We start from the raw sequence: 16,119 nt of genomic DNA on the forward strand, positions 1-16,119 counted from the left end.
TTACCCAGCCTTGAGGCGATTAACGTGATTTTTTTCGCCTTGGCGTTTAAGAATTGACGCGACGGAGTCGCTTTTTTGACATCAGACAACAAACACACACAGCAGATAGTGGTTAGCCATGGAAATCAATAAGTTATCAAACAACTATCCGGTAGATCTTAAGTCCGCCCCCAAACGCACCATCGCGCAACCTGAGCAGGCTGCCGTGGCTGCAGAGCGCAAAGACAGTATCAGCGACGATTGGCAGTTGCTGGAGCAGGCCAATCAGGAGCTGTCGCAGTTGGCTGACGTCGATATGGACAAGGTCAACGCGATGCGTGCCGCGCTGAAGGACGGCAGCTTCGAGTTGGATCTGGCGGATCTGGCGGGGCAGATGCTGGGACAGCACAGCTAAATGATGACCAAACGCGAAATGCTGCAGGTGCTGGTACGCGAGATCCGTCAGGATGTCGACGACTACCAGCAACTGAGAAGCCTGTTGCGTCACCAGCGGGAGCTGTTGCAGCGCCGTGACCATCAAGGGCTGGAGCAACATAATCCACGGCAGAATGCGCTGTGCGTAAAACTGGCTCGACGCGCCAAGCGTCGCAGTGAGATATTACGCACCTTAGGCGTCAGCGCCGACCAAACCGGCATGGATCGTCTGTTAGCGGCTTTGGCGCCGCAGACACAAAAGCCGCTGAAAAGCTTGTGGTCTCAGCTGGGCAATTTGATCCGTGACTGCCAGACGGAAAATGAGGTCAATGGCAAGATGTTGGCGGCACAAAAAGGCAGCATCGACCGACTGATGAAACAAGACGCGGGTAACAGTAGCGATTATGGGCGCCCGCTTTAACGGCGCGCCTTATTGGCTCTCGCTGCAAATTCATCCATCTGCTTTTGCTCATTGCGCAGTGCAACCCGCTGCGCGGTCCGAGCGTTCTCTTCCTCCAACCAGACCAAGCCCTGTCGTCGTCCCAACTGACGTTGCCATTGACGATCGATGCTGGCCAGATCTTGCTTGGCCACCTCAAGTTGGCGTTCACATTGGCTGATCAACGGCCGCAACTGCTGGCCCATTTGACTGCGGTTGCGCAGCAATAACACGTTCTGCTCCGCCCCACAGCCACTGTACTCACCGACCAAGCCCTGCAGTTGACGCTGGCGCAGATCCAACGCACTCAAGCGCTGCTGCCGCTGACTGCGCTGATCACCCAATGCCAGCAAGCGCTTCTCCTGTTGCTCACGCAACAAGCGGATAGGATCAGCCATGACGCCAGCCCTCCACTAATTGATGTAGTTGCGCCAAGCTGTCGTGTCGGCTTTGCCCTTCTGCCATCGATTGCGATAAGAACTGCTTGATCGCCGGTTGCGCCTGTACGGCCAGATCCAACTGTGGATCTTGCCCCGGCTGATAGCCACCGAGCGGGATCAACGACTTCACTTCGTTATAGCGGGCATTAAACTGACGCAGCTGCTGCATGGCTGCCCGCGTGGACGCATCACTCAGTTGTGCGGCCAGGCGAGAGGCGGAGGCATTGACATCGATGGCGGGATACTGGCCCTGCTCGGCCAACTCTCGGGTCAGCACGATGTGACCGTCGAGGATGGCACGGGCGGCGTCGGCAACGGGATCGTTTTGATCGTCCCCCTCCACCAGCACGGTGTAGAGCGCGGTCAGGGTGCCACACGTCGACTCGCCGTTGCCCGCCATCTCCACCAAGGACGGCAATTGGGTAAAGGCCGACGGCGGATAGCCTTTGGTCGCGGGCGGCTCACCCAGGCTGAGGGCGATCTCACGCTGGGCCTGAGCATAGCGGGTCAGCGAGTCGACCAACAGCAGCACATTGTGGCCCTGATCGCGATAGCCGGCAGCGATGCGGTGACACAGGCGCATGGCGCGCAGCCGCATCAACGCAGTAGAGTCCGCCGGAGCCACCACCACCACGGCCCGCTTACGCCCTTCGTCGCCCAGTGAGTGCTCAATAAATTCACGTACCTCACGGCCACGCTCCCCCACCAAGCCCACCACCACGATGTCGGCTTCGGTAAAGCGGGTCATCATCCCCAGCAGCACCGATTTGCCCACACCCGAGCCGGCGAACAGCCCTAAACGCTGGCCCTTGCCCACCGGCAGCATGGCGTTAATGGCCCGCACGCCGACATCCAAGGGCTCATCGATGGGCCGTCGTAATAAGGGGTTTGGCGTTTTCAGCCGAGCCCGACACCAGTGGATCCCCTTGAGGGCCCCCTGGCCGTCGATGGGCTCACCGCAACCGTCCAGCACCCGGCCCAGCAGGCCTGGGCCGACCGGGGCCGGCGAGACCCCGTTCAGCGGCCTCACCCGCGCGCCAGGGACCAACCCATCGGTGGCGGTGATCGGCATCAGATGCAGCAGTTCGCGATCAAAGCCCACCACTTCCGCTTCGACCAAGGAGCCGTCTTGGCGCTCGACCAAGCAACGCTCGCCGGTGCCCAGCTGACAGCCAACGGCCTCAAGCAACAAGCCGTTGACGCGAACGAGGCGGCCGTAGATCTGAGCGACCGGTACCGACAACCAATCAGTGGTCGTCACCGTCAAGCTCCATGCTGTCTAAACGGGCCTGAACCTGGGTCATGCAGGCGTCGAGCCGGGCTTCCACCGACGCATCGGCATCCACCGTATCGGACACCACGCGACAGCCCCCAGGGCTGATCTGCGGATCCGCCACTAAGGTCCATTGCGCCACGCGCTCCGGTGCCAACTCCTTGATCCGCTCGCACGCAGTGGGCTCTAGATGGATCTTCACCTCACCGCCGCCGTCCGGCAACGCGCGCAAGGTCTCCTCAACCAGATTCAGCACCTGTTGCGGTTGCAGGGTCAACTCACAGCGGATCACCTGCTGGGCCACCCGTTGCACCAACTCCAGGATCAATTCCTGTTGTTGTCGAACCTGGGTCTGATGCCCCTCTTCCAGCAGCTCCTTAAGTGCCGTCAGCGGCACCAGCGCCGTGGTCAGCTGCTCTTGTGCATCCTGCTGGCCAGACTGCAGGCCCTCTTGGCGACCGTTGGCAAAGCCCTGTTTGCGGCCCGCTTCGCTGCCCTGAGCTTGCCCTTCACTGAAGCCCGCTTGGTGCCCCTGATCCAGACCTTCTTGGTAGCCTTTATCAAAGCCTTCCTGATAGCCTTCCCAGTTATCCTGCTGCGCAGGCTCTGCCGGATCGCCCTCTTTCGGCAACGGCGAGAAGCGATGTGGCCGAGCGCGACTGCCATCCAGACGCCAGCGGTTATCGTTTTGCATCATTCCACTACCTGCTCTTCATACAACTGCAGTTCGAACGCTCCGGCGTCCATCATCTGACGCGCGATCTTCATCACTTCAGAGCGAGCAGCCTCGGCACGGGACAAGGTGACCTGACCCAATGCGGCGATCTGAGTCTCCAGTGCCTGCGCCATCCGCTTCGGCAAGGCTTCGGTCAGCTTGCGTTTTAGATCGTTCTCGATCCCCTTCAGCGCCAAGGCCAACACATCCTGCGGAACCTCTTGCAGCAGCGCATGCAGCACTTCGTCGTTTTGGCGGCCCAAGATAATAAAGTCGAACATGTTCAGCTCAACCTCCGCCGCCAGACGATCGTCATGCAGCTTCAGCATCTCCATCAACTGACCGCGATCGCCGTCAAAGCGATTGAGGATCCCCGCCACCTGCGACACCCCGGTCACCCGGGTATGGGAGCGCTCATTGGCAACCGCCAGGCAACGATCGACCAGCTCCTTGAGCTCCTCGATCACCTCACGGTCCAGCTCGCCCAATTGGGCGATCCGAACCAGCAACTCATCGTGACTGTCCTGCGGCAAGCGCTGCAGCACTAAAGATGCGGCTTCCGGCGGCAGCAGACCCAGTAACACGGCCTGTAGCTGCGGATGCTCCGGCGCGATCTGACGCGCCAACAACTGCGGCTCAACCCACTCCAGTCGCTGCACCAAGGTCTTCACCTCGTCGCCATAGATGGAGTCGAGCAGGCTCTTGGCCAGCTTATCGCCCAGCGCGCTGTCGAGGGTGCGCTGCAGATATGTGCGGCTGGCGCGGGCGATCCCGGCCTGGCCACGATAGTCCTCAAACAAGCGCAGCAGCACCAGCTCAGCATCGGATTGCTTCACATTGGACAGTCGCGCCATCACCTGGCTGACGCTCTGTACGCTCTGGCTATTCATGTGCGCCAACACCTTGGCGGCGCCCTCTTCGCCCATGCTGACCAGCAGCATCGCTGCCTGCTCAACCCCGGACAGATCGGTCAATTTGTTGTACTCAATCGCGCTCATTGTTGCCCATCCACTGTGTGATCACCTCAGCGACACGCGCCGGTTCTTTGTTTGCCAATAGGCTCAAATGCTCAAGCTGAACATGCAAGGCAGAGCCTGGCGGTGGCAGTTCGCCCATGGAGGAATCGTTGCTTGGCTCGATCACCGGGATCGCCGCAACCTGCTCGGCTTCCGCCATGGCCTTTTCTTGCTCGACGGTACGGGTAAGGTGTTTAACCAATGGACGCAGCACAAACAGCATCAGGCCCAATGCCAGCAGGGTGCCGATGATGTAACGCAGGTAGAACTGATACTCCTGGGTCTGCCACCATGGCAGCGGCTGCAGATCGGGCACCATCTGGGTCGCAAACGGGAAACCACTGATACTCAGGGTATCGCCTCGCTCTGCCTCAAAACCGATGGCGTCCGACACCATCTGCTCCAGCTGCGCCACCTGCTCCGGGATCAATTCGATCACTTCACTGTTGAGCAGGACCGACACCGACAAGCGCTCCAGTGCCGCATGCTGATAACGGGTGTGACGAACCGAGCGACTGGTTTCAAACTGGCGATCGGCCTGGGAGCTGATATTGCGGTTGGCCACGTTCTCCTCGGTCGCCGGCTCCGGCGGCTGATTGGACAAGGCGCCCGGAATGCCCATCGCCATATCAGCGCTGCGCTCGTCATTGCGTGCGTTCTCTCGCAGCATCACCACCGAGTCCGGATCCAGTTGCTCGCGGGTCTCCTCGATCTGATCAAAGTTCATTCGCGCCGCGATCTGCACCCGATAGTTGCCGTAACCCAACACCGGCAACAGCATGTCGTTGATCCGGTTATTCAGACCCTGCTCGATCTGCTGGGCGTAGCCCAGCTGCCGGTCCGACGCACGGCTCATGTCCTGCGCCAGATCCAGCTCAGCGCTGAGTAAACGCCCGCTCTGATCCACCACGGACACCCCGTCCACCGGCATACCGGCAACCGCACCCGACACCAGGTTCACGATCGACTCAACCTGATCCGGCGCCAACTTGGAGCCGGAGTACAACTCCAGCATCACCGACGCGGTCGGCTTTTCCGCCTGCTGGCGAATAAACAAGGTCCGCTTGGGGATCGCCAAGTGAACCCGGGCGCTGCGGACCGCTTTGAGTGCCATAATGGTGCGCGACAGCTCCCCTTCTAATCCGTGGCGATAACGCGCCTCTTCCAAGAACTGGCTGCTGCCCAATGCCCCGGCTTTGTCCAGCATCTCCATGCCTTCTGGCATCGCCGCTCGGATCCCGCGGGAGGCGAGCACCATCCGCGCACGCCCCAGCTGATCTTCCAACACCAGGATCTGACCACTGTCGGCCTGCATCCGGTAAGGGATCTTCTCCGTCTCCAGCACCTCGATCACCTCAGCGCTGTCAAACCCCTCCTGCAGGCCATACAAGGGACGGTAGCCCCGACTGGCCGTCCATAGCATCAATACAATCACCGTCGCGACGACGGTAGCCATCACGGCGATCACCAATACCTGGCGATCACTGCGACTGGCCCCTTGCCAGCGACTGAACATCTGTTTCATTTGGTCCATCACACCTTGACCGGTGTTGACCTGCTCTGCGGTTGCGGTTGTCATTATGCTTATCCTTACAACGGCATCTTCATTACGTCATCGAAGGCCGAGACGAGCTTGTTGCGCACTTGGATCAGTGCACTGAAACTGAGACTGGCTTTTTGTGACGCCACCATGGCGCCCACCAGATCGTCACTCCGGCCCAGATCCACATCGGTGCGCATCTGCGCCGCATGGATCTGATCGGCGTTGACACCCTGAACCTTGCGGGTCATCAAGGTGCCAAACGAAGGCCCCTGAACATTGCCGCCCAGGTTGTCCATGCGATTGGGTTGGATCGCCCCTTTGGCGATCTCTTTGTGTTGCTGAAGTGACTCCAGCATTTGACTTTGATTTAAGGCAATTGGGGAAGACATCGCACTCTCCGGAAACGTCAGGCGGCGTCAGCGGCGGCCAGCACAGCATCCACATCGATGCCGGCTTCGCGCATCTGCGCCATTTTGTATCGTAATGAACGGGTGGTCATGCTGAGCGCATCCGCAGTTTTACTGCGGTTACCCCCGAAGCGGCGTAAGGTATCGAGCACAAACTGGAACTCGGCTTGGCGCTTCGACGCTTTCAGGCCGGTTTCGCCATCGAGCCCTTGTGCGCTGACGGTTGTGCTTGAGACCGTGGACAAGGGCAACGCCAGATCCTCCAGTTGCAAGGTCTGACCGCGTCGCAGGATCAAGGCGCGTTGCACCGCATTTTCCAGCTCCCGCACGTTGCCCGGCCAGTCATGAGCCAACAGGGCGGCGCGAGCCGTGTCACTGAAATGGCAGCCATCTGGCCCCGCCAGATCCCCAAAGCGGCTAAGAAAGTGCTCAGCTAAAGGCAAAATGTCATCCCGGCGCTCACGCAGGGGCAACAACTTCAGCGGCAACACATCGAGCCGGTAGAACAGATCCTGCCGGAACCGCCCCTCGGCCACCGCTCGGGCCAGATCCTGATTGGTCGCCGCGATGATCCGCACATCCAGCGCAATGGATCTGTGTGAGCCCAGCCGCTCGACCGTGCGCTCCTGCAACACCCGCAGCAACTTGGCTTGCAGCATCAGCGGCATTTCCGCGATCTCATCAAGCAGCAAGGTACCGCCACTGGCGGCCTCAAACGTGCCCGCCTTGTCAGCGTGAGCGCCGGTAAAGGCCCCTTTGACATGACCAAACAGCAGCGACTCCAGCATCGACTCCGGGATGGCAGCACAGTTCACAGCCAAGAAAGGGCCATTCGCGCGGGGCGACTGGCGGTGAATAAAGCGGGATACCTGCTCCTTGCCCGTGCCTGACTCACCGGTCAGCAGCACGCTGGCGTCGGTTTGTGCAGCCCGCTGCGCCAGCATCAACATCTGCCGCGCGCGGGCCGACACCGCCACCATCGAGCGCTGCTCCTGCTCGAGCTGAACCAAGCGTTGCAACAGGGACACCAGCTGATCACCGTCGAGCGGGAGCAGGAGGTAATCCTGCGCCCCGCCGGCCATGGCGGCGCTGGCCAGTTCGGACTGCTCGGCGGCGACCAGGGCGATACGATGACGGCTGCGGCAGGCCCGCAGCCGAGCTTCCACCTCGGCGGTGCAACAGCCACTCAGATCCACCAAGCCTGCCCAGGCTTCGCGCTCAGGATCTTGCGTCAGCTCATACCCCTGCAACTGAAGTTGTCGCGCCAGCAAGGGCTCGATGGTGGCGCCGGCCAGTGAGATCAGATCAGTCACTGACGATCTCCTCCGACCGCTCACTGTCCGGCTCTGACATCACCAAACGGATCTCAACCCGACGATTTTTCTCACGGTCGGCCGCGCTGCGCTCGGTAACCAGCGGAAAGCGTTGGCCATGGGCGCGGATCTCTATCTGGCTCAGGGCCACGCCGCGCTCGATCAGAAGCCCGGTCAATTCATCGGCGCGCTGCCGTGATAACACCAGGTTGGCCAAGTGATTGCCTGTACTATCGCTGTGGCCATCGACCAACACCTCGCTGATCCGCGGATCGGCGGCGACGTACTCGGCGATCGCGTCCAACATGGGGAGCTGCGCATCGCGGGGTAGGATCTGCCCGGTTGCGTAGTTCATGGTGACATGGCGAACCACGTCAAATGGCTGGGGCACCAGTGCCGCGCTGCACTGACGGAATGCCCGCAGTGGGCTTTTCACCGCAACTGGTTCGATCACCAACTGGTAGCTACGTTGCGAGGCAAGCTGCAACGCAATGTCGATCCCCCAGCCCTGCTCGAGCCCATCCAGATAGCCCTCGGCGCTGCCGTCCATCTGGCCGGACATACCGTTCCATTGCCAGGCACGTGCATGAGGGTGAGTCGGCGCTTGCTTCAACCAAGATGGCGCAGATAAGACGCTGCGGCTTCCTACAGGTTGCTCCTGGAACCAGTTGGACTCGACCTTCATGGTGATCGCTTCGGCAGGGTACTGCACCAACGATAAGGTTCCGAAACCATCAATAGCGTGATGCAATTGGCAACCGAACCGGTCACCATTAAATTGCCAGTCGACGCCGTCCATAGGTGTTGCGTATTTAGCAAGCTGATTATCCGCCCCCCAGGAAAAGGGGGCAAAGAACATACCTGTCAATATTGCAACGATGCCTGTTGTCTTTTTATTCATGGCAATGCTTGGCTCAAATACAGTGGTGTTTATATGACCAAAACCGAGTACAGGTCATTAATTTTAGGTGCATAACTTAATAGGTAACGGATACTGAATGCAATATTGAAATTCGAATTCAACTGCTGTTAATGTATCGCCCAAAGCCAGCCACAGCGCCGGTTTGCATTAAATTTAGCGTCAATAAAGTGACAGTTGGCAATAAAGTTTGACACGTCAAATTACTGCCAGCGGATTTATTATTAATTGCCCACTTTCCCTAAAAAAAGCGTTGGTAATTTGACGAAACAAAAAAAATTGACGCTCATAAAATGCACTCTCGTGACTGGCGTCAATCCGATTTTATTGTTGTGGCTGAGGTCGCAATCTGTGAAAACGTGATTACGTATTGATACTGTAGGGATATAAAAAATGAAAACCACCGCTAAAGCGATGGTGTTACCGGCGGCCGACAATACCGCCTACCGACCCGTAGCACTGGTTCAAGAACGTCTCGCCCGGAGCCGGCTCCTGTTGGAGCTGGAGAAGCGCCACCGTGCCGTTTTGGATGCCGTTACCCAAGCCTTAGCACCGGGTGCGTCGCTGACCCAATCGCCGATCAAAGAGCTGCGTACCGAGCGCGAAGGCGATACCCAGCCCCTCGCGCCGGAGTTGGCTTGGTTTCAACTCAGCCATGAGCGCCAACCACTCGCTTGGTGGGGGATCGACCGCTGCAGCCTAGACCAGCTCGCCAGTGCCTATTACGGCGGCAGTAGTCCGCTGCTGTATACACCACTAAGGGCACCGAGTCAGTCCGAGCTGCGCTTGGTCAAACGCTTAATGGTCGGCGCACTCAATGGCCTGAAGGCGCTCGAATTGGACCCGGCACAGCTGGAGCTGGAACCCGTCAGCACCAAACTCGAGCTCAGCGCCCCACTGCGCTGGAGCTTTCAGTGGCAACGCGATGAGCCTCTGCCACCGATGCAATGGCTGCTCAGCGACGCCATGCTGGCGCGCCTGACCGTCGCCCCCCAGCAAGCCATCCCATCGGATCTGTCTGCCAAGCTAAAGCGAAAACTGCACCAGCTGCCGATCCGCTTACGTTGCGATCTGGTCAAACAATCCCTGCCCGCCCAGGCGATCCAGGATCTGCAACCCGGCGAGATCCTGCCGGTCAACCTGCTGCACCGCAGCCCGATCTCCATCGGCGGCCGCCCACTCTTCCACGCCAGTGTCCACACCAATAACGGACAGCTGGTTGCCAAAATCACCCAAGAACTACATCAACAAGAGGATTCATGATGTCCGAGGATACTTTGCTGCTCGACGACGACCTGCTACTGGACGACGATCTGTTTGGTCCCCAGGATCACGCGCCGGCCACCGCACCAAGCAATGCACCGGCCAAAGCCCCACGCGACATGCAGTTTTTCAGCCACCTGCCGGTTCAGGTGTCATTGGAGCTGGCCAGCGCTGAGCTGAGCCTGGGCGAGTTGATGGCGATGGGTGAAGGCGACATCGTTGCGCTGGATCGCATGGTCGGCGAGCCGCTGGATCTGCGCGTGAACGGCACCTTGCTCGGTCGCGGTGAGGTGGTCGAAGTCAAAGGCCGCTATGGCGTGCGTCTGCTGGAAGTTGAAGCCAGTAAGCTGTCTGGGATCTGATCCATGAAGTTTTGGTGGTGGCTGTTGCTGCTGATCAGCCCGAGTGCGCTGGCAAATACGGATCTGACCCTGCTTACCCTCAGCGATGGTGACTCCAGTCAAGCCTTGAGCATTAAGCTGGAGATCGTGGCACTGATGACGATCCTGTCACTGCTGCCAGCGATGCTTCTGATGATGACCAGCTTTACCCGCATCATTATCGTGTTGGCGGTTTTGCGCCAGGCCCTGGGTTTGCAGCAAAGTCCCCCCAATAAACTCTTGGTTGGGATCGCGCTGACCCTCTCGCTGTTTATCATGCGCCCGGTCTGGGAAGAGATCAGTACCGTGGCGTATGTGCCCTATGAGGCGGGCGAGATCAACCTGTTCGAAGCGCTCCAAGAGGCGGAGCAGCCGCTTCGCGTCTTTATGCTGGGTCAAACCCGGGAGACGGATCTGGAAAAGATGTTGAAGATCGCTGGCGAGCCGGTGGATACCCCGGTGGCCGACATTCACTTCACCATTTTGATGCCCGCCTTTGTGCTATCAGAGCTGAAGACCGCGTTCCAGATCGGCTTTTTGTTGTTCATCCCCTTCTTGGTGATCGATCTGGTGGTGGCGTCGGTATTGATGTCTATGGGTATGATGATGCTCTCGCCCTTGATCATTTCGCTGCCCTTTAAGCTGATGGTGTTTGTCCTGGTCGATGGCTGGGCCATGACCGTCGGCACCCTCTCGGCCAGTTTTGGGATGGGGTAGCATGGACGGACAACAACTGACCACGATATTCGCCGACGCTATCTATCTGGTAGTCACTATGGTGGCGGTTCTCATCACGCCCGGCTTGATGCTGGGCCTGGTGATCGCCACCATTCAAGCCGCGACGTCGGTCAATGAGCAGACCTTGTCGTTTCTGCCCAAGCTGATCATCACCCTACTTATGGTGGTGTTTGCCGGTCAGTGGCTGCTGACGAAATTGGGCGATCTGTTCAACTCCCTATTTTTCAACATCCCGATGTTGATCGGATAGCCCGATGCTTGAACTGACCGCCACCGACATCAACAGCTACATCGGCACCTTCTGGTGGCCATTTTTTCGCATCATGGGAGCTTTCGCCCTGATGCCGCTGTTCTCCAACGGCCACGTCCCAATTCAGGTTCGGCTGTTGTTGGCGATGGCCATCGCCGGACTCGCCGGCCCCTTGCTGCCCTCACCACCGGCGGTGGATCCGCTCTCCGTCAGCGCCTTGGGCCTGGCGTTTGAGCAGTTTGCCGTCGGCAGTCTGATGGGGCTGATCCTGTCGCTATTGATCCATATCCTCAGCATGCTCGGTCAGATGCTGTCGATGCAGATGGGCCTGGCGATGTCGGTAATGAACGATCCCGCCAACGGGGTTAACCACGCCCTACTGGGCCAATTGCTGGTGATGTACGGCACCTTGCTGTTCCTCGCATTGGATGGCCATCTGGTGTCACTGGCGGTCCTGATCGACAGCTTCTATCTCTGGCCCGTCGGCAGTGGCGTGTTTGATCTGCCGTTGATGATGGTGGTGATGAAGTTTGGCTGGACCTTCGCCATGGCCTTGATGATGGCGATCCCCGCCGTGATGGCCATGCTAATGGTGAACATCACCTTTGGTGTGCTGAACAAGGCCGCGCCCAGCCTCAACGTCTACTCGTTGGGCTTTCCTATGGCCATGTTACTGGGCCTGTTCAGTATCCTGATCTCCTTTTCCGGCTTGCCGGATCGGTATACCGAGATCTGCATTGACGCGCTGGCGGCGATGCATCAACTGGTCGGGGGGACGCCATGAGTCAGGAGAGCGCCGACAAAACAGAAAAGGCCACACCGCAACAACTCAAAAAGGCGCGGGACAAAGGCCAGGTTCCCCGCTCAAAGGATCTGGCAACCGCGGTGCTGTTCATCGGCGCCAGTTTGATGATCCTCGCCACCGCCGACTGGTTCGCCCGCCACGCCGCTGAGTTGATGCAGTTCAATATGGCCCTGACCCATGAGGATCTCTGGCGCGAGGATGTGATGCTGATCCACATCGGCGCCAGCCTGATGCATCTGCTCAGTATGCTCGGCCCACTGTTCATTCTGCTGGGCGTGCTGGCCGCAGTCGCTGGCTCCCTGCCAGGCGGCCCCTTGCTCTCCGGTAGCAACCTCAAGTTCAAGGGCGAGCGGATCAGTCCGCTCAAGGGCTTCAAACGGATGTTTTCGATGAAGTCGCTGGTTGAGTTGGTCAAGTCCATCCTGAAGATCAGCCTGCTCCTCGGCACCCTGTACTGGCTGCTGCGAGGCCGCCTGTCGGGACTATTAGGCCTGTACCAATTGCCGCTGGATCAGGCCATCGCTGAAGGGGTCAGCTTTCTGGCCACCGGTGTGTTGACCCTCGGAGTCATGCTGCTGTTTATTGCGCTGATCGATGTGCCTTGGCAGATGTTTGATCACGCCAAGAACCTGAAGATGAGCCGTCAGCAGGTCAAAGACGAACACAAGCAGATGGAGGGTAAGCCCGAGGTGAAGGCGCGGATCCGTCAGATCCAGCAAAAGATGGCGCGCTCCCGCGCCGATACGGCCGTGCCCAAAGCCGATGTGGTTCTGATCAACCCAAGCCATTATTCGGTTGCCCTGCAGTACGACCCGCAGCGAGCGGATGCGCCGTTTGTGATCGCCAAAGGGGAAGACGAGCTGGCGCTGCATATCCGTCATCTGGCCAAACAACATGGGGTCGAGGTGGTGTCCTCACCGCCGCTGGCCCGTGCGGTGTACTACTCGACCCAGGTCGAGCAACAGATCCCGCAAGCGCTGTTTGTCGCGGTCGCGCAGGTGCTCTCTTACGTCTTGCAGCTCAAGGCCTTTCGCCAGGGGCGTCAGACCAAACCCGAGCCGCTGCCCAGTTTCCACATTCCCAAGTCCTTGCGTCGCTAACGGCGGCGCGATTTATTAAGGCTTACAACTATTATGAAGTTCTCTCTGCCTTCTGGTCTCAACATCAGCAACAGCTTTATCGGCGTCCCGATCTTGCTGATGGCCGTGTTGGCCATGGTGATCCTGCCGCTGCCACCCTGGCTGCTGGATATGCTATTTACCTTCAACATCGTGCTTGCCATTCTGGTGATGCTGGTGGCGGTATCCGCCCAGCGGCCGCTGGAGTTCTCCGTATTTCCGACGGTGCTGCTGCTCGCCACCCTGATGCGCCTGACGCTGAACGTGGCATCGACGCGCGTCGTATTGATGGAGGGCCATAATGGCGGCGATGCTGCCGGTAAGGTGATCCAGGCCTTTGGTGAAGTGGTGATCGGCGGCGACTATGTCGTGGGTATGGTGGTGTTCCTGATCCTGATGATCATCAACTTTGTGGTGATCACCAAAGGGGGCGAGCGGATCTCCGAGGTCAGCGCCCGCTTCACCCTGGATTCACTGCCGGGCAAACAGATGGCGATCGATGCCGATCTCAACGCCGGCGCCCTGAGCCAGGATCAAGCCAAGGCCCGCCGGGCCGAGGTCGCAAGCGAAGCGGACTTCTACGGCTCGATGGACGGTGCCTCCAAGTTCGTCCGCGGCGATGCCATCGCCGGGATCCTGATCCTGTTCATTAACATCATCGGCGGGGTCGCCATTGGCGTATTCCAGCATGACATGAGTGCCGGGGACGCCTTCCGCACCTTCTCATTGCTGACCATCGGTGATGGCTTGGTTGCCCAGATCCCATCCCTGTTGCTGGCCACCGCCGCGGCGATCATCGTGACGCGCGTGTCCGATGCCCAGCAGATGCCAGATCAGATCAGCGATCAGTTGCTGGCCAACCCCGCCGTTCTCGGCACCGCAGCAGGGGTGATGCTGATCATCGCGCTGGTGCCAGGCATGCCCACCTTGGCCTTTGGCGTGTTCGCGCTGTTGTTGGGGTTTGCCGCTTGGAAACAGTATCGCTATACCCCGGCGACCCCCTTGGAGCAGGTCGAGGAGAAAGTCGAGGCGGTTCGCTCTGAAACCCAGGCGCCAACCTGGGAAGCGCTGCCCTACACCGACGTGTTCGAAGTCGGTCTGGGCTATCGCTTGGTGCATCTGGTTGACCGCGCCAAAGGCGCTGAGTTGCTCAGTCGACTGACCGGGATCCGCCGCACCCTCTCGGAGCAGGCCGGCTTCTTGCTGCCCGAGGTCCGGGTGCGGGATAACCTGACGCTGTCACCGACCGGTTATCAGATCCTGTTTAATGGGATCCCAGTGGCCAGCGGCGAATTGCAACCCGACCAGTTACTCGCCATTCAATCCGGTGAGGTCTACGGTAAGATCGATGGGATCCTCACCAAGGATCCCGCCTACGGTATGGATGCGGTCTGGATCGAGCAGGACAATAAGGCACGCGCCCTGAATCTGGCGTACTCCGTGGTCGATAACGCCACCATCATCGCGACGCACGTATCCAAGCTCATGCGGGAAAAGCTGGAAGATCTGATCCAGCACGATGACATCACCAGCATCACCGATCGCCTCACCGCTCAAGCCCCGCGCCTGGCGGAAGCGCTGAATGGCGCATTGACGCCGATCCAGCAGCTGAAGATCTATCGCCTATTGCTGCGAGAGCAGGTCTCGCTCAAGGATATCCGCACCATCGCCACCACATTGCTGGAGAGCGTCGAGAACACTAAAGATCCTATCCTGCTGGCCGCCGACGTTCGCTGCGCGCTCAAGCACACCATCCTGCATCAGATCGCCGGCCAGCGACACAAACTCGAGGTTGCCACCCTGGCCCCAGAGCTGGAGCAAACGCTGATGAATGCGCTCACTCAGGCGCAACAGGGGGGCAGCGTCCCACTTGATGGCTTTGCCATTGAACCCCAACTGTTGGCACAGTTGCAGGCCAAGATGCCAAACCTGCTGGGTCTAATGCAAAAGGAGGGGCACCCACCCATCCTGCTGGTGGCACCGCAACTGCGCCCGGTCTTGGCCCGCTACGCGCGCGCCTTTGCCCGCGGCCTCAGTGTGCTGTCCTACAATGAGATGCCAGAGGATCGCGAGCTGGCCGTCGGTACTCAATTGGGCTAAGCGCAGCATACACACTCCCTTAGGCGGCCTCTTGGCCGCCTTTTTTGTTTGTGCCCAGCTTCGGGTTGAGGCCCTACACGAAGTCTGAAGAGCACGCCGTTGTCGGGCCACTCGGTGCAACAGCGGCTCTAAAACTCAAAAGCCAAAGCGGGCGTCGGCGTGCCCTTTACCCCGGCCTTTCTGTCGGCAACTGGCCACCGGTGTCCATAGCGTGAAAAGCTGCGCAACATTCACCGTATCCGCTGGAGCCACACCCTCAGCGAGGGCGCCGGTCAGCGCAACGGCGAAGGGGAGTGCAGCGGGACTCGCCGCGATGCGTGGCACAACAAAAGCTTGTTATCCTCAGCGCCAACCAGGGCCAACCAGGGCCAGATCCTGACACCGACCGCTGAGGTTAAAGCCAAAGTAATGACAGATGTTGACTGGAGCCGAACCCAAGAAAGCCGCGGCTCGACACAGCGACAGCGCTTTGCCGGCCTGCGCCCAACCGGTAACCTCAGCAAAGTACGCGAGCAGGATGACGAGGAATCCACGCTCACCACCACAGGCCTGACCATGCCTGCTCAAGCCTGGCCTCAGCCCCGGAGGGGGGCCAGCGATCTCGGTGCAGCGCTCCGCTCTTGCCCTAGACGAAAAAAGCCTCATCCGATGATGAGGCTTTTCCGCAATCAATGGCTTGGTTACCGGGACTCGAACCCGCCCCCCCCGGCGTGACAGGCCGCTAAGCTCTGCAACAGAGTCAAACCAACTGAGCCACAGCTCCCAGCCTTTGAGCTTTTGCGCACAGACAAAAAAAGCCTCATCCGAAGATGAGGCTTTTCCGAATTAAATGGCGGAGTGGACGGGACTCGAACCCGCGCCCCCGGCGTGATAGGCCGCTAAGCTCTGCAACAGAGTCAAACCAACTGAGCGACCGCTCCCAACCTTTGATTATTTGCGCACAGACGAAAAAAGCCTCATCCGAAGATGAGGCTTTTCCGAAATAA

Annotated in this window: 18 protein-coding genes and 1 tRNA gene; 9 read left to right on the top strand and 10 right to left on the bottom strand. The window is 59.3% G+C overall.

Annotated features, from left to right (window positions below; all coding sequences use genetic code 11):
* Positions 1 to 118 precede the first annotated feature (118 nt).
* Positions 119 to 394: a flagellar biosynthesis anti-sigma factor FlgM gene (gene flgM / locus ABEA08_RS11690; RefSeq protein ID WP_345335493.1), complete on the top strand. Its 276-nt coding sequence runs from the start codon at positions 119 to 121 to the stop codon at positions 392 to 394.
* A complete protein-coding gene (locus ABEA08_RS11695) occupies positions 395 to 835 on the top strand; it encodes a flagellar protein FlgN (RefSeq protein ID WP_345335494.1) in 441 nt (146 codons plus the stop codon).
* Here the strand turns inward: ABEA08_RS11695 and ABEA08_RS11700 are convergent.
* The 8 genes from ABEA08_RS11700 to ABEA08_RS11735 are packed head-to-tail and all read right to left on the bottom strand — an operon-like array spanning position 832 to position 8,461.
* Positions 832 to 1,251, bottom strand: coding sequence for a flagellar export protein FliJ (locus ABEA08_RS11700; RefSeq protein WP_345335495.1), 420 nt, complete (start codon positions 1,249 to 1,251; stop codon positions 832 to 834). The two genes, ABEA08_RS11695 and ABEA08_RS11700, sit on opposite strands and share 4 nt — an antisense overlap.
* The gene (locus ABEA08_RS11705) at positions 1,244 to 2,554 is read right to left on the bottom strand and encodes a FliI/YscN family ATPase (protein WP_345335496.1); all 1,311 of its coding nucleotides are present in this window, start codon (positions 2,552 to 2,554) and stop codon (positions 1,244 to 1,246) included. The genes ABEA08_RS11700 and ABEA08_RS11705 overlap by 8 nt, the downstream gene beginning before the upstream one ends.
* Positions 2,541 to 3,263, bottom strand: coding sequence for a flagellar assembly protein FliH (gene fliH, locus ABEA08_RS11710; RefSeq protein ID WP_345335497.1), 723 nt, complete (start codon positions 3,261 to 3,263; stop codon positions 2,541 to 2,543). The genes ABEA08_RS11705 and fliH overlap by 14 nt, the downstream gene beginning before the upstream one ends.
* Positions 3,260 to 4,279, bottom strand: a complete 1,020-nt coding sequence (locus ABEA08_RS11715; RefSeq protein WP_345335498.1) for a FliG C-terminal domain-containing protein — start codon at positions 4,277 to 4,279, stop codon at positions 3,260 to 3,262. Before ABEA08_RS11715 ends, fliH begins: the two co-directional genes overlap by 4 nt.
* Complete coding sequence (gene fliF, locus ABEA08_RS11720; RefSeq protein WP_345335499.1) at positions 4,266 to 5,876, bottom strand: flagellar basal-body MS-ring/collar protein FliF; 1,611 nt, start codon at positions 5,874 to 5,876, stop codon at positions 4,266 to 4,268. The genes ABEA08_RS11715 and fliF overlap by 14 nt, the downstream gene beginning before the upstream one ends.
* An 11-nt stretch (positions 5,877 to 5,887) precedes the next feature.
* On the bottom strand, positions 5,888 to 6,229 hold the full coding sequence (gene fliE, locus ABEA08_RS11725) for a flagellar hook-basal body complex protein FliE (RefSeq protein WP_345335500.1): 342 nt from the start codon (positions 6,227 to 6,229) through the stop codon (positions 5,888 to 5,890).
* Positions 6,230 to 6,246: 17 nt separating this feature from the next.
* The gene (locus ABEA08_RS11730; RefSeq protein ID WP_345335501.1) at positions 6,247 to 7,560 is read right to left on the bottom strand and encodes a sigma 54-interacting transcriptional regulator; all 1,314 of its coding nucleotides are present in this window, start codon (positions 7,558 to 7,560) and stop codon (positions 6,247 to 6,249) included.
* The gene (locus tag ABEA08_RS11735; RefSeq protein WP_345335502.1) at positions 7,553 to 8,461 is read right to left on the bottom strand and encodes an OmpA family protein; all 909 of its coding nucleotides are present in this window, start codon (positions 8,459 to 8,461) and stop codon (positions 7,553 to 7,555) included. Before ABEA08_RS11735 ends, ABEA08_RS11730 begins: the two co-directional genes overlap by 8 nt.
* 411 nt (positions 8,462 to 8,872) lie before the next feature.
* Here ABEA08_RS11735 and ABEA08_RS11740 point away from each other — a divergent pair, with 411 nt between their 5' ends.
* Genes ABEA08_RS11740 through flhA form a run of 7 tightly spaced genes read left to right on the top strand, consistent with a single transcriptional unit; the run spans position 8,873 to position 15,133 of the window.
* Positions 8,873 to 9,742, top strand: coding sequence for a FliM/FliN family flagellar motor switch protein (locus ABEA08_RS11740; protein WP_345335503.1), 870 nt, complete (start codon positions 8,873 to 8,875; stop codon positions 9,740 to 9,742).
* Positions 9,742 to 10,104 (top strand): flagellar motor switch protein FliN, encoded by a 363-nt coding sequence (locus tag ABEA08_RS11745; RefSeq protein ID WP_345335504.1) that lies wholly within the window; start codon positions 9,742 to 9,744, stop codon positions 10,102 to 10,104. The genes ABEA08_RS11740 and ABEA08_RS11745 overlap by 1 nt, the downstream gene beginning before the upstream one ends.
* A 3-nt stretch (positions 10,105 to 10,107) precedes the next feature.
* A complete protein-coding gene (fliP, locus tag ABEA08_RS11750; protein ID WP_345335505.1) occupies positions 10,108 to 10,839 on the top strand; it encodes a flagellar type III secretion system pore protein FliP in 732 nt (243 codons plus the stop codon).
* Position 10,840: 1 nt separating this feature from the next.
* On the top strand, positions 10,841 to 11,110 hold the full coding sequence (locus ABEA08_RS11755; RefSeq protein ID WP_345335506.1) for a flagellar biosynthetic protein FliQ: 270 nt from the start codon (positions 10,841 to 10,843) through the stop codon (positions 11,108 to 11,110).
* 4 nt (positions 11,111 to 11,114) lie between these two features.
* On the top strand, positions 11,115 to 11,894 hold the full coding sequence (fliR, locus tag ABEA08_RS11760) for a flagellar biosynthetic protein FliR (RefSeq protein ID WP_345335507.1): 780 nt from the start codon (positions 11,115 to 11,117) through the stop codon (positions 11,892 to 11,894).
* On the top strand, positions 11,891 to 13,015 hold the full coding sequence (flhB, locus tag ABEA08_RS11765; RefSeq protein WP_345335508.1) for a flagellar biosynthesis protein FlhB: 1,125 nt from the start codon (positions 11,891 to 11,893) through the stop codon (positions 13,013 to 13,015). The genes fliR and flhB overlap by 4 nt, the downstream gene beginning before the upstream one ends.
* 33 nt (positions 13,016 to 13,048) lie before the next feature.
* On the top strand, positions 13,049 to 15,133 hold the full coding sequence (gene flhA / locus ABEA08_RS11770) for a flagellar biosynthesis protein FlhA (RefSeq protein WP_345335509.1): 2,085 nt from the start codon (positions 13,049 to 13,051) through the stop codon (positions 15,131 to 15,133).
* Between the two features lie 342 nt (positions 15,134 to 15,475).
* On the opposite strand, the gene ABEA08_RS11775 is transcribed toward flhA, so the two are convergent.
* Together ABEA08_RS11775 and ABEA08_RS11780 are read right to left on the bottom strand one after the other, a co-directional pair.
* Positions 15,476 to 15,700, bottom strand: a complete 225-nt coding sequence (locus ABEA08_RS11775; protein ID WP_345335510.1) for a hypothetical protein — start codon at positions 15,698 to 15,700, stop codon at positions 15,476 to 15,478.
* A gap of 263 nt (positions 15,701 to 15,963) precedes the next feature.
* Positions 15,964 to 16,053 (bottom strand) — tRNA-Asp (locus ABEA08_RS11780).
* Between the last annotated feature and the right edge of the window lie 66 nt (positions 16,054 to 16,119).

The sequence above is a fragment of the Ferrimonas pelagia genome, from assembly GCF_039543565.1.
Lineage (GTDB): Bacteria > Pseudomonadota > Gammaproteobacteria > Enterobacterales > Shewanellaceae > Ferrimonas > Ferrimonas pelagia.